Source organism: Microbacterium sp. Leaf320 (genome assembly GCF_001423485.1).
Taxonomy (GTDB): domain Bacteria; phylum Actinomycetota; class Actinomycetes; order Actinomycetales; family Microbacteriaceae; genus Microbacterium.
In genome coordinates this window covers 347,431-359,996 of the sequence record NZ_LMOD01000001.1, presented here as the reverse complement: position 1 = coordinate 359,996, position 12,566 = coordinate 347,431, and the positions used below count along the sequence as shown (strand labels likewise).

Genomic DNA, 12,566 nt, shown 5'->3' with positions numbered 1-12,566 from the left:
TCACCGCCTCACAGGTGAAGTGCCGTCAGACTTACTCGCCGGCCTTCGTGATCTCGTAGTACAGCGGAACCGAGTTCCAGCCGAACGTGACGTTGTCGACGTTCTCGCTGAAGCCACCGGTCACGTTCGAGTACCACAGCGGGATCGCGGGAAGATCCTGGAACAGGACCTCCTGCGCCTTGGTGAAGTCCTCGAGCTGAGCGTCGGCGTCCGGGTTGCTGATGCCTGCGGAGATGAGGTCGTCGAACTCGGGGTTCGAGTAGTCACCGTCGTTGGAACCGGCGCCCGTGGCGTAGAGCGGTCCGAGGAAGTTGTACAGACCCGGGTAGTCGGCCTGCCAGCCCGAACGCGCTGCCGTGGTGATGGAGCGGTCGTTGATCTTCGTGCGAAGATCCTGGAAGGTCGGGTACGGGTCGCCCGATGCCTCGATGCCCAGCGTGTTCTTGATGCTGTTGCTCACCGCGTCGACCCAGGCGTCGTGTCCGCCGTCGGAGTTGTACGCGATCTTGAACTCGCCGTCCCACGGCGAGATGGCGTCAGCCTCGGCCCACAGCTCCTTCGCCTTCTCGGGATCGAAGTCGAGGACCTCGCTACCGGGAACCGAGTCGGACCAACCGTCGATGACCGGCGACGTGAAGTCGGCGGCCGGGGTGCGGGTGCCCGAGAAGATGGTCTCGGTGATCTCTTCGCGGTTGATCGCCATCGACAGCGCCTGACGACGCAGCTGGCCCTCTTCGCCGCTGAAGTGCGGGAGGAACTGGCCGATGGTGAACGACTGGAACACAGCCGAGGGCTGGTTCACGGCACGGTCACCGAGCTCGTCGGCGAAGACCGGGAGCGAGTTCGTCGGGATCGCGTCGATGACGTCGACCTCGTTCGACAGCAGGTCTGCGTATGCCGCTTCCTGCGTGGCGTAGAACTTGATCGTCAGACCGCCGTTGGCCGCCTTGCGGGGGCCGTCGTAGTCGTCGTTGCGGACGAGGTCGATCTGGACGTCGTGCTGCCACGCGTCGTCTGCGCCGATCTTGTACGGGCCGTTGCCGATCGGGTTCTGGCCGAACGCCTCGATGTCCTCGAAGGCCGCGTCGGGCAGCGGGTAGAACGCCGAGTAGCCGAGACGCAGAGCGAAGTCCGAAGCCGGCTTGTTCAGCGCGATCGTGAAGGTGTAGTCGTCGACCTGCTGCAGGCCGGCCATGTCGCCCTGTGCGCCGAAGATGTCGTCATCGGGGTTCGCCGGGTCACCCGGGTCGTTGATGAATCCCTCGATGTCCTCGAAGAAGTAGCCCGAGAGCTGGGCGTTCTCTGCCTGCGCGCCGTAGTTCCACGCCTTGATGAAGTTGTCGGCGGTGACCTCTTCACCATCGGTGAAGGTCAGACCTTCACGGATCTTGACGGTGATGTTCTGCGGGTCCTCCGTGGTGATCTCCTCAGCCACGTCGTTGACCGGGGCGCCTTCGGCGTCGTAGTAGATCAGACCGGCGAAGATCTCGTCGAGGATCTTTCCGCCACCCACCTCATTGGTGTTGGTGGGGATCAGCGGGTTCTCCGGCTCGGAGCCGTTCGTGGTGATGATGGCATCTGCGTCGACGTTCGCGCCGGAGCCGCCGTCACCTTCGTTGCCGTTTCCACCGCTCGCGCAGCCCGCGAGCGCCAGGGCGCCGATCGCGAACAGCGCGGTGCCCGCAAGGGCGATCTTGTTGCGCTTCACTTGTGTCCTCCTGTGGACGGGAATTCATCAGACTGCGCGCTCACAATCGAGCGCGTAGGGATAGTTGACTGTAACCCGCGTTTCGGGCGGCATCGCACTCGGCTAATGAACCGTTACTGAGTGGTGACCATACGTAATATCGCGGAAACATGCGGGCAGAGGGTGGTTGCCCGCGGCATTCTCCCCTGGCTAGGGTGAACGGACCAACCGGAGGGAAGTCGAAGATGACTCGAACGAAGAAGAAGTTGATGGGGGCGGCGGCGGGGCTCGCACTCACCGTCGGACTGATCGCAGGGGCGCCGTTGGCGGCGTCCGCCGCGAGTTGGGCCGGCGCTTATGTCGACGCGAGCCACTGTCAGGCCGATCGACGACTGTACATGCAGGAGGGATACAGCGCAGGTCCGTGCGTCAACCGCGCAGGCCTGCCTGGTTTCTGGTTCTCCTACTCCTGAGATGAACGACGAAGGGGCCGGATGCGATCAGCATCCGGCCCCTTCGTCATGGGAGTCTCAGGCGAAGGCCTCGATCGGCGGGCAGGCGCAGACGAGGTTGCGATCGCCGTATGCCTGGTCGATGCGGCGCACCGGCGGCCAGTACTTGCCCGCGACCAGGGCGTGCACCGGGTAGGCGGCGTCCTCGCGGGTGTACGCGTGGTTCCACTCCCCCGCGATCAGCGAGACCGCGGTGTGCGGTGCGTGGACCAGCGGGTTGTCGTCTGCGGGCCAGCGGCCCGCCGCGACCGCGTCCGCCTCGGCCTTGATCATGATCATGGCCTCGATGAAGCGCTCGATCTCGCCGAGATCCTCCGACTCCGTGGGCTCGACCATGAGCGTGCCCGCGACGGGGAACGACATGGTCGGGGCGTGGAAGCCGTAGTCGATGAGGCGCTTGGCGACGTCGTCGACCGTGATCCCGGTCGCCTCCTTCAGCGGACGCAGGTCGAGGATGCACTCGTGCGCGACGCGGCCGTTCTCGCCCGCGTACAGCACCGGATAGTGCTCTCCGAGACGCGCGGCGATGTAATTCGCCGAGAGCACGGCTGCGGCCGTCGCATGACGCAGGCCATCGGCCCCCATCATCCGCACGTACGACCACGAGATCGGGAGGATGCCCGCCGAGCCGTACGGTGCCGCCGACACGGCGCCGCCCTCGAAGACGAATCCGCCCGCGTGCTCCGCCCGCTGCGCGAGCGGGTGCGACGGCAGGTACGGCGCGAGGTGCGCCTTGGCCGCGACGGGGCCCACACCGGGGCCACCGCCGCCGTGCGGGATCGCGAAGGTCTTGTGCAGATTGAGGTGCGAGACGTCGCCGCCCAGGTCTCCGAAGCGAGCGTAGCCGAGCAGCGCGTTGAGGTTCGCACCGTCCACGTAGACCTGTCCGCCCGCGTCGTGCACGGCGGTCGTGATCTCCACCACGTCCTGCTCGTAGACACCGTGGGTCGACGGGTAGGTGATCATGAGCGCGGAGAGCTCGTCGGCGTGCGCCGCGATCTTCGCCCGCAGGTCGTCGAGGTCGACGTTTCCGAGCTCGTCGCAGGCGACGACGACGACCTTCATGCCCGCGAGCACCGCGGAGGCGGCGTTCGTCCCGTGGGCCGACGACGGGATCAGGCACACCGTGCGCTGCGTGTCGCCGTGCGCCAGATGGTAGCCGCGGATCGCGAGCAGCCCGGCGAGCTCGCCCTGCGAACCGGCGTTCGGCTGCAGCGACACCGCGTCGTACCCGGTGACCTCGGCGAGCCACCCCTCGAGCTGGGTGATCATGTCGAGATAACCCTCGACGTCGGATGCCGGTGCGAACGGGTGGATTCCCGCGAACTCGGGCCACGTGATCGACGCCATCTCGGTGGCGGCGTTGAGCTTCATCGTGCAGGAGCCGAGCGGGATCATTCCGCGGTCGAGCGCGTAGTCGCGATCGGCGAGGCTCTTCAGGTAGCGCATCATGGCGGTCTCGCTGCGGTGCGCGTGGAACACGGGATGCGTGAGGTACTCGTCCTGACGGAGCAGATCAGCGGGAAGTGCGCCGTGCGACCCCGAGCCGTAGAACCCGAAGGCGCGCTCCTGCGCCCCGCCGAACACCCGGGCGACCTGGTGGAGCTCGCCGACCGTGGTGGTCTCGTCGACCGAGATGCCGATCGTGTCGACATCGGCGGCGTGCAGCAGAATGCCGAAGCCGTGATGGGCCTGCTCCACGAACTCGGCCGCACGCCCCGGAACCCGCACCTGGAGGGTGTCGAAGAACGAGTCGTGCACGACGTCCGCGCCCGCATCGGCGAGCCAGTCGCGCAGCATCGTGGTCTTGGCCGCGACCTCTGCGGCGATCGCACGCAGTCCGTCCGGACCGTGGTAGACCGCGTACATCGACGCCATCACCGCGAGCAGCACCTGCGCGGTGCAGATGTTGCTGGTCGCCTTCTCGCGGCGGATGTGCTGCTCGCGGGTCTGCAGGGACAGCCGGTACGCCGGCCTGCCGTCCGCATCGACCGAGACCCCGACGAGGCGTCCGGGCAGCTGCCGCTCGAGTCCTGCACGCACGGCCATGTAGCCGGCGTGCGGCCCTCCGAAGCCGATCGGCACGCCGAAGCGCTGCGTGGTGCCGACCGCGACATCCGCACCGAGCGAACCGGGAGAGGCGATCAGGGTGAGTGCGAGCAGGTCGGCGGCGACGACGGCGAGACCGCCGGCCAGGTGCGCGGCGTCGATCACGGCGCTGGGGTCCCACACGCGCCCGGAGGCACCCGGATACTGCACGAAGACACCGAACAGCTCGGCGGGGAGCTCCTCGCCTGCGGCGAAGTCGACGGTCACGAGCTCGATGCCCACCGCCTCGGCGCGGGTCTCGAGCAGCGCCTTCGTCTGCGGGAAGGCATCGGCGTCGACGGCGAACACGTTCGACGCCTTCTTCGACGCGCGGCGCGCGAGCAGCATCCCCTCGACGACCGCGGTCGACTCGTCGAGCATCGACGCGTTGGCCGTCGTGAGTCCGGTGAGCTCGGCCACCATCGTCTGGAAGTTGATCAGCGCCTCGAGCCGCCCCTGCGAGATCTCCGGCTGGTACGGCGTGTAGGCCGTGTACCAGGAGGGGTTCTCGAGGACGTTGCGCTGGATCACCTGCGGGGTGATCGTGCCGTAGTACCCGAGGCCGATCATCGGCCGGTTCACCGTGTTGCGAGCGGCGATGGCCCGCAGCTCGGCGAGGGCCTCGGTCTCGCTCGCCGCGCGAGGGATGACCGAGTGCGTGGAGGCTGCGGTGAAGATCGAGGAGGGCACGGCCTGGCGCATCAGCGCCTCGACCGGGCTCCAGTCCTCGAGCGCGGACTCGACACCCAGCGCGTCGAGCATCTGGCGCTGCGTGGATTCGGTGGTTCCGATGTGACGATCAGCGAAGGAGACCACTGGTCGATCAGCCCTCCGTCAGAGCGACGTACGCGTCGCGGTCCATCAGACCCTCGAGCGCACCCGCGGCCACGGCGACCTTGATGAGCCAGCCCCCGGCGAACGGCTCCGCGTTCACGAGCGAGGGGTCGTCGACCACGGTGTCGTTGATCTCGACGACCGTGCCGGTGACCGGCGCGTAGAGCTCGCCGACCGACTTGGTCGACTCGATCTCGCCGACGACGGAGCCTGCGGCGATCTCGGTGCCGACGGCGGGAAGCTCGACGAACACGACGTCGCCGAGCTTGTCGGCCGCGTAATCGGTGATGCCGATCGTCACGGTGTCGCCGTCAGCGGCGATCCACTCGTGCTCGTCGGTGTAGCTGAGGGCGTTGAGGTCGGTCATTTGGTCCTCCGGTAGAAAGGCAGGGCGGTCACGGTCGCGGGGATCCTGGTCCCCCGCACATCAAGGAATACTGCGGTTCCCTCCGCAGCGGAAGACGGTTCGACGTAGGCCATCGCGATCGGGTGGCCGAGTGTCGGGCTGAGCGCACCGCTGGTGATCTCGCCGAGCACACCGCCGTCCTGATCGACGACGGGGTATCCGGCACGGCCGGCGCGCTTGCCCTCGGCCACGAGGCCCACGAGCACCCGGGCATCGGATGCGGCATCCACCGCGCCCTTGCCGATGAAGCTCTCCTTGTCGGACACGACGACCCGGCCGAGACCCGCCTGCGACGGCTTGGTCTCGCGGGAGAGCTCGTGTCCGTAGAGGGGCATGCCCGCCTCGAGCCGGAGCGTGTCGCGCGCGGCGAGACCGGCGGGGACGAGACCGTGCGCCTGACCGGCCTCGACGAGCGCGTCCCAGAGCGCCGGAGCGTCGGCGACTCGTACGAGAAGCTCGAAGCCGTCTTCCCCTGTGTACCCGGTGCGGGCGAGAAGCAGTGGGCCGCCGAGGAACGAGGCATCGGCCCAGGCGTAGTACTTCTGCTCGGCCCAGGCCGTTCCGACGTCGGTGATGCCCGCAGTCGTGGCAAGGATGGCCTCGGATGCCGGACCCTGGACGGCGAGCAACGCATACTCGTCGGAGACGTCCTCGACGTCGACGCCACGATCTCCGAGGAACCCCTCGAAGGTGCGCTCCTCGCCTGCGGCGAGCGCCGGCCGTTCGCGCTCGATCCGCGAGGGGAACGAACGGATCCGCGAAGCGAACGCCGCGTCGACGAATCCGCGGTTGCCCGCGTTCGCGATCACCAGGAACCGATCCTCGGCGAGGCGGTAGACGATGACATCGTCGATGATCCCTCCGTCGTCGGCCAGCATCAGCGAGTACTTCGCCTTGCCGACGGACATCGCCGACAGGCGACCGGCGAGCGAGTAGTCCAGGAAGGCCCCTGAGAAGTCTCCGGTGATCATGAACTCCGCCATGTGCGAGATGTCGAAGATCCCGGCGGCTTGACGCACGGCGTGGTGCTCGGCGAGGTCGGAGGTGTAGCGCACCGGCATCTGCCAGCCGCCGAAGTCGGTGAACGAGGCGCCGAGCGCCTCATGGCGTTCGCGGAGCGGAGTGTAGCGAGGGTCGGACATCGAGTTCTCCCGGGCTGGGTCGGGCGGAACAGCGGTGTCGCCGTTCCTCGGAACTCCCCCTCTGTCATGGGCCTGAGAGCTTCACCCAGAGACTGGGCTTTCACCGTCGGCGGACCGCCTGCGAAGAGACGGAGACGCGCGGGATGCATGTCTCCAGGGTTTCGACTCGGGCGCCTCCGGCGGCCTCGCTCAACCCGATTTCTCGCTTCGCTGGAAATCGCTTTTCAGAGTGGCCGGAACCGCGCGGTACGCGTACCTGAGAGATTGGCGGGGAGGCTTGCTCCTTCGGTGCCCGGCTGCATTCGCCGGGGCTCTCCCGCGTGGGTCATTCGGCCTGTCTTCACTTGTGCGTTCAGTCTAGCGGGTCGCCCCTGCGGAGACAGGCGATCCTCCGGTCGCGCTTCGCTTCGCGCGCCATGCGTCGCGGTGGAGGGGAAGCGCGACCGGTGGGATGCTCAGCGGCCGGCGAGCTCTGCCCGCACCTCGTCACGGAGGCGACCGAGGTTCTCAGGCTCCGGCGCTGCGCCCAGCAGCGTCTTCGTGTACTCATGCTGCGGATTGAGGATGACGTCGTCTGCAGGCCCACGCTCCACGACGTCGCCCTTGTAGAGGACCATGATCTCGTCGCTGAAGTGCCGGGCGGTCGCGAGATCATGCGTGATGTAGAGCACGCCGAGATTCTCCTCCCGCTGCAGATCGGCCAGCAGGTTGAGCACCCCGAGCCGGATCGAGACATCGAGCATCGAGACCGGCTCATCCGCGACGATGAACCGCGCTCCCGGGGCGAGCGCCCGCGCGATGGCCACTCTCTGCCGCTGACCACCTGACAGCTCATGCGGGCGCCGTTCGGCGAAGCTCTCGCCCGGGAACAGTCGCACCCGCTCGAGCAGCTCGATCGCGCGCACCCGCACCTCGGCGCCCGAGAGCTTCGGATGGTGGAGCCTGATCGGTCGCTCCAGGTGGTGGATGATCGTGTGGAACGGGTTCAGCGAGGCGAACGGATCCTGGAACACCATCTGCACCTGCGAGCGATACTCCTCGACCGCGCGGCCCCGCATCCCCGAGTCCTTGCCGTCGAGCAGGATCTGCCCGCTCGTCGGCGTCTCGAGCTTCATCAGCATCCGGGCGATCGTCGACTTGCCCGACCCCGATTCGCCGACGAGGGCGACGGTCTTGCCCGCTTCGATCGTGAACGAGACATCCTTGACCGCATGCAGGATCGATGTCTTGAGCCCCGATCGCAGGGTGAAGTCCTTCACCAGGTTGCGGGCTTCGAGGGTGGGAGCACTCATCGGATCTCCTCCTGACTGGGCTGGTTGCCGGTGCGGACGAAATCGCCACGCTCTCCGGTCAGACTCGGGAAGCTCGACAGCAGTTTCTTCGTGTACTCGTGCTGGGGCGTGCGGTAGATCTCCTCCGCCGTGCCCTCCTCCACGATCTGCCCCTGCAGCATCACGGCGATGCGGTCGCTGATCTCGATCAGCATCGGCAGGTCATGCGTGATGAAGATCACCGCGAAGCCGAGCCGCTCGCGCAGCCGCATGATCTCGCGGATGATCCCGCGCTGCACGACCACGTCGAGTGCCGTGGTCGGCTCGTCCATGATCATGACCTGCGGATCCAGCGCGAGTGCCATCGCGATCATCATGCGCTGGCGCATGCCGCCGGAGAGCTCGTGCGGGAAGCTCGTGAGCCTCGACGGGTCGACCCCGACGAGAGTCAGCAGCTCCTCTGCCCTGGCCTGCTTGTCCTTCTTGGACATGCCGGGGCGATGGGTCTCGAAGATGTCGAAGATCTGCGCCTTGACGCTGATCACCGGGTTGAGCGAGTTCATCGCGCCCTGGAACACCATCGAGATCTTGTCCCAGCGGAACGCCCTCAGCCCCTCTCCGTCGAGTGCGACGATGTCGATGTCGTGGCCGTCGCGGTCGTGGAACACGATCTCACCGCCGGTCATGAGCGCCGGCGCCTTGAGAAGCCGGTTCATGCCGTACGCGAGGGTGGTCTTGCCGCAGCCCGATTCGCCTGCGAGGCCGAGGATCTCGCCGCGGTTCAGCGTGAGGGACACGTTCCGGACCGCCTTGACCGGCGGATCCACCTCGTACTCGATCGACACGTTGCGTGCGGTCAGCACGGCATCCGGAGCGCTCATGCGGCGACCCCCTTCGTCTTGGCGGCCTTGCGCACGCGTCGAGCAGCGTCGGGCGCATTGCGCAGCTTGGGGTTGATGACCTCGTCGATCGCGAAGTTGATGAGCGAAAGCCCCGCGCCGAGGAGAGCGATCATGATTCCCGGAGGGACGAACCACCACCAAGCGCCTCGTCCGAGTGCCTGGCCGGACTGCGCGTCGTTGAGGATGGTCCCCCAGGTGATGGAGGAGTTCGGGCCGAGGCCGAGATACGAGAGCCCTGCTTCGCCGAGGATCGCGAAGATGATAGCGAAGAGGAACTGCGCCGTGAGCAGCGGCAGAAGGTTCGGCATGATCTCGACGAGGATCACGCGGAATGAACGCTCTCCGGCGACCTTGGACGCGTAGACGTAGTCACGGGTGCGCAGCGATCGGGTCTGGAGCCGAAGCACATACGCGGCGCCGGCCCAGGAGGTGATGCCGAGGACGAAGGCGACGAGCTGCCAGCTGCGCTCCGGCACGAATGAGGAGATCACCATCACCAGCGGCAGGCCGGGGATCACGATCATCACGTTGGTGAGCAGAGCGAGCGTGTCTTCGCGCCATCCGCCGAGGTATCCGGCGAGGACTCCGAATAGCAGTGACAGGATGATCGCGATACCACCGGCGACCACACCGACGAGCAGCGAACCCTGGGCTCCGATCGCGAGTTGCGCGAACATGTCGTTGCCCAGTTTGGTGGTGCCTAGCCAGTGTTCCGGCGAGGGCGGGAGGAGCGCCGGGTTGTCGGTGCTCCGAGGGTCCTGCGAGAAGATCGGCACGATGATCGCGAACAATGCGATCGCGATCACCAAGCTCGCGCCGATGATGAACTTCGACGACGAGGTGGGGAGGATGCGTCGACGCTTCCGTCCGCGCTGAGTCGCGAGCGAGATGGTGCTCGCAGGCTGGGTCATGGGCTGATCCTTCGTGGTCAGCACTGTGTTCTCGGTGTCAGACATTCTGGCGAGCCCTCGGATCGATGAAGCCATAGACGAGGTCCATGATGAAGTTGGCGGCGAGCACCGTAATCGTGATGACGAGGAAGAGCCCCTGCATCAGCGCGTAGTCGTTGTTCGTGACCGCTTGGAACATCAGCTTGCCGATGCCCGGGTAGGTGAACACCTGCTCCATCACGATCGAACCCGCCACGACGAATCCCAGGGTGATCGAGAAGCCGGCGATCGACGGGATGGCGGCGTTGCGGGCGGCGTACGTCGTCATGATGCGACGCGGACGGAGCCCCTTGGCCTCGGCCGTGAGCACGTAGTCCTCGGCCATGGTCTGCACCATCATGTTGCGCATCCCGAACATCCAGCCGCCCACCGATGAGATGACGATCGTAATGGCGGGGAGGATCGCGTGTGAGAGTGCATCCATGAAGAACGCCCAGGTCGGCTCAGGACCGTCCGGGAAGTCGAACACGTCATAGCCGCCGAAGATCGGGAACCAGCCGAGTCCGACCGCGAACACCGAGACGAGCAGCAGCGCCATCCAGAAGTACGGAATGGACTGCAGCACGGTGGTCGCAGGGATGAGGTGGTCGACCCAGGTGCCGCGCTTCCATCCTGCCCAGGCACCGAGCGCGACGCCGAGGATGAACGAGATCACGGTCACCGTGCCGACGAGGATGAGCGTCCAGGGCAGCGCCTGGCTGATCAGCTCGCTCACCGGTGCCGGGAACTTGGTGACGGAGATGCCGAGGTCACCCCTGAGCATTCGCCCCCAGTAACCGATGTACTGCTCCCAGAGGGATGAGTCGTCGCCGCCGAGCAGCAGCTTGATGTTGCGGATCGTGGTCTCGGAGACCTCGCCGCCCGCTCGCTGCATCTTGGCGATCATGATGTCCGCCGGGTTCCCCGGCATGAGCCGGGGAAGCAGGAAGTTGAGTGAGATCGCGGCCCACAGCGTGAACGCGTAGAACCCGATTCGTCGCGCATAGAACTTCATGTCACATACCTTGCTTCCTGCTTCCCCGACCCCATGTGCTTAGTTCGCCGGCTTGAGGTGCGTCAGAACGTAGCCCGAGGCGACCTTCTCCCACGGGGCGGGGAACGAGTACAGATCGTCCTCCGTCACCCAACCGGTGAAGTCCCTCGAGTTGTAGAACGTCTGCGTCGCATTGATCACGAGCGGGATGTAGGGCAGGTCACGGACAATCTCTGTCTGGATCGTGCCGTAGAGCTCCTTCTTCTCGGCCTCGTCGATTGTGCTGATCGCCGCTTGGATTGCCGTGTCGACGACCGGGTTGCTGTACCGGCTGAAGTTCCAGCGGCCGGCGGGGACCTCAGTCCCCACGGGGCTGGTCGACTGGACTGCTGTGCCGCCGAACCAGTCGCGGTAGATCTGGAACGGGTCGGCAACCGAGGTGCCCACGACGCCTCCGACGATCAGCTGGTAGTCCCCGCCCTGACGGGCATCGACGAACTCCTGCCACTGCACCGTGGATGCGGTGATCTTGATTCCCGCAGCCTCCGCCTGCTCAGCGATCAGCTTCGCGGCGTCGTTGTAGTCGGTCCAGCCGTCGACCGAGATCAGGCTGAGCTCGACCGGCTTGCCGTCCTTCGCGTAGTAATCGCCGTCTTTGGTGTACCCGGCAGCCTCGAGTATCTCGCCTGCCTCTGCGACGTTCGCCTCCTGCGGGCTGACCTCGTTGGCGGAGTCCGCGACCCACTTCTCATCACGCGGAAGCAGCGCGAAGGTCGGTGAGATGTCACCCGTCAGGCCGACGAAGGCCTTGTCCTTGATGGCCGCGCGGTCGATCGCGACGTTCAGCGCCTGTCGAACCGCCACGTCAGTCTGCGGGCCGGTGCACCCGAGCTCGGCATTCGAGCAGGTGTAGAGCACGGTCGGGTCCTGCGGCGTGTTGATCCAGTCGATCACGCCGTTCGAGGTCACGTCGTCCGGGTTCGGGATGAACATGGACGTCCAGTCGAGCTCGCCCGAGGCGAGCAGATCCTGCGCGGTCTGGTTGTTGTCGACCGCGATGTACTGGACCTTCTTGACCCCGAGATCGGCGGCGTCACGGAAGTACTCGTTCGCGACGAGCGTGTATGACTCGCTTGTCGTCTTCTCAACGACGTACGCGCCGGATCCGACCGGCTCCTCGTTGGTGAAGTTGGCGAAGTCGTCGACCTCCGACCACACGTGCTCCGGGAGGATGTAGGTCGAGCCGAGACGCTGGTACTCGGTCGTGTACTGCGCGGTCGCATAGGTGAGCACGACCGTCGTGTCGTCGGTGGCCTCCGCAGAGACGAGGCCGTTGCCCTCGGGGTTGTTCGCCTCGTAGTTGAAGGAGAACGCCACATCGGCGGCGGTCAACGGCTCTCCGTCGCTCCACTTGAGGTCGGGCTTGATGGTGATCGTGATCGCCGTGCCGTCCTCGTTGTACTCGAAGGAGTCGCCGATCAGACCGACAGGCTCGGAATCGGCCGTCTTGTTGTAGAAGAACAGCGTTTCGTAGATCGGGCCCGTCGCGCCGTGGAGCACGGTCGGGGCGAACGGGTTGTAGTTCGCGGTGATGGGGGTCTGGCTGCCGGCCCAGACACGAAGAGCGCGGTCGCCGTCGCCACCGCTCCCCTCATTGCCTCCGCCTGCGCCACAGGCCGTCAGGCCCAGAGCGAGGACGGATGCCCCCGCCACAGCGGTGAGCGCGATCTTGCGCCTTCCGTTACGGATCATTCTGTATTTCCTCTCGGTGCTGCACTGCAGGAGGGATTTCTCCGGGTGT

Annotated in this window: 10 protein-coding genes and 2 riboswitches; of the genes, 1 reads left to right on the top strand and 9 read right to left on the bottom strand. The window is 66.2% G+C overall.

The window, feature by feature from the left end:
* Positions 1-31: 31 nt before the first annotated feature.
* Positions 32-1,708 (bottom strand): peptide ABC transporter substrate-binding protein, encoded by a 1,677-nt coding sequence (locus ASF63_RS01695; RefSeq protein WP_056508777.1) that lies wholly within the window; start codon positions 1,706-1,708, stop codon positions 32-34.
* A 224-nt stretch (positions 1,709-1,932) separates the two neighbouring features.
* Between ASF63_RS01695 and ASF63_RS01690 the strand changes: the two genes are divergently transcribed.
* Positions 1,933-2,160 carry a hypothetical protein gene (locus ASF63_RS01690; protein WP_056508775.1) on the top strand — a complete coding sequence of 76 codons (228 nt, stop codon included), beginning with the start codon at positions 1,933-1,935 and terminating at the stop codon, positions 2,158-2,160.
* 57 nt (positions 2,161-2,217) lie between these two features.
* On the opposite strand, the gene gcvP is transcribed toward ASF63_RS01690, so the two are convergent.
* From gcvP to ASF63_RS01650, 8 genes are all read right to left on the bottom strand, one after another.
* The gene (gene gcvP, locus ASF63_RS01685) at positions 2,218-5,049 is read right to left on the bottom strand and encodes an aminomethyl-transferring glycine dehydrogenase (RefSeq protein ID WP_056510127.1); all 2,832 of its coding nucleotides are present in this window, start codon (positions 5,047-5,049) and stop codon (positions 2,218-2,220) included.
* Positions 5,050-5,110: 61 nt separating this feature from the next.
* Positions 5,111-5,488 carry a glycine cleavage system protein GcvH gene (gcvH, locus tag ASF63_RS01680; protein ID WP_056508773.1) on the bottom strand — a complete coding sequence of 126 codons (378 nt, stop codon included), beginning with the start codon at positions 5,486-5,488 and terminating at the stop codon, positions 5,111-5,113.
* Positions 5,485-6,669, bottom strand: coding sequence for a glycine cleavage system aminomethyltransferase GcvT (locus ASF63_RS01675; RefSeq protein ID WP_056508771.1), 1,185 nt, complete (start codon positions 6,667-6,669; stop codon positions 5,485-5,487). The genes gcvH and ASF63_RS01675 overlap by 4 nt, the downstream gene beginning before the upstream one ends.
* A 51-nt stretch (positions 6,670-6,720) precedes the next feature.
* Positions 6,721-6,836, bottom strand: a riboswitch (glycine riboswitch).
* Positions 6,837-6,903: 67 nt separating this feature from the next.
* A riboswitch (glycine riboswitch) is annotated at positions 6,904-6,998 on the bottom strand.
* Positions 6,999-7,124: 126 nt separating this feature from the next.
* Complete coding sequence (locus tag ASF63_RS01670) at positions 7,125-7,961, bottom strand: ABC transporter ATP-binding protein (protein ID WP_056508769.1); 837 nt, start codon at positions 7,959-7,961, stop codon at positions 7,125-7,127.
* Positions 7,958-8,821 (bottom strand): ABC transporter ATP-binding protein, encoded by an 864-nt coding sequence (locus tag ASF63_RS01665; protein ID WP_056508768.1) that lies wholly within the window; start codon positions 8,819-8,821, stop codon positions 7,958-7,960. The genes ASF63_RS01670 and ASF63_RS01665 overlap by 4 nt, the downstream gene beginning before the upstream one ends.
* Positions 8,818-9,753: an ABC transporter permease gene (locus ASF63_RS01660; RefSeq protein WP_235560662.1), complete on the bottom strand. Its 936-nt coding sequence runs from the start codon at positions 9,751-9,753 to the stop codon at positions 8,818-8,820. Before ASF63_RS01660 ends, ASF63_RS01665 begins: the two co-directional genes overlap by 4 nt.
* A 37-nt stretch (positions 9,754-9,790) precedes the next feature.
* The gene (locus tag ASF63_RS01655; protein WP_056508765.1) at positions 9,791-10,786 is read right to left on the bottom strand and encodes an ABC transporter permease; all 996 of its coding nucleotides are present in this window, start codon (positions 10,784-10,786) and stop codon (positions 9,791-9,793) included.
* Between the two features lie 39 nt (positions 10,787-10,825).
* A complete protein-coding gene (locus tag ASF63_RS01650; protein WP_056508763.1) occupies positions 10,826-12,517 on the bottom strand; it encodes an ABC transporter substrate-binding protein in 1,692 nt (563 codons plus the stop codon).
* Between the last annotated feature and the right edge of the window lie 49 nt (positions 12,518-12,566).

Bases quoted from the DNA above. Each gene is read 5' to 3' on its own strand.
- ASF63_RS01690 (WP_056508775.1), top strand. From the start codon at position 1,933: ATGACTCGAACGAAGAAGAAGTTGATGGGGGCGGCGGCGGGGCTCGCA.
- gcvP (WP_056510127.1), bottom strand. From the start codon at position 5,049: ATGCTCGACGCGCTGGGTGTCGAGTCCGCGCTCGAGGACTGGAGCCCG.
- gcvH (WP_056508773.1), bottom strand. From the start codon at position 5,488: ATGACCGACCTCAACGCCCTCAGCTACACCGACGAGCACGAGTGGATC.
- ASF63_RS01675 (WP_056508771.1), bottom strand. From the start codon at position 6,669: ATGTCCGACCCTCGCTACACTCCGCTCCGCGAACGCCATGAGGCGCTC.
- ASF63_RS01670 (WP_056508769.1), bottom strand. From the start codon at position 7,961: ATGAGTGCTCCCACCCTCGAAGCCCGCAACCTGGTGAAGGACTTCACC.
- ASF63_RS01665 (WP_056508768.1), bottom strand. From the start codon at position 8,821: ATGAGCGCTCCGGATGCCGTGCTGACCGCACGCAACGTGTCGATCGAG.
- ASF63_RS01660 (WP_235560662.1), bottom strand. From the start codon at position 9,753: ATGACCCAGCCTGCGAGCACCATCTCGCTCGCGACTCAGCGCGGACGG.
- ASF63_RS01655 (WP_056508765.1), bottom strand. From the start codon at position 10,786: ATGAAGTTCTATGCGCGACGAATCGGGTTCTACGCGTTCACGCTGTGG.
- ASF63_RS01650 (WP_056508763.1), bottom strand. From the start codon at position 12,517: ATGATCCGTAACGGAAGGCGCAAGATCGCGCTCACCGCTGTGGCGGGG.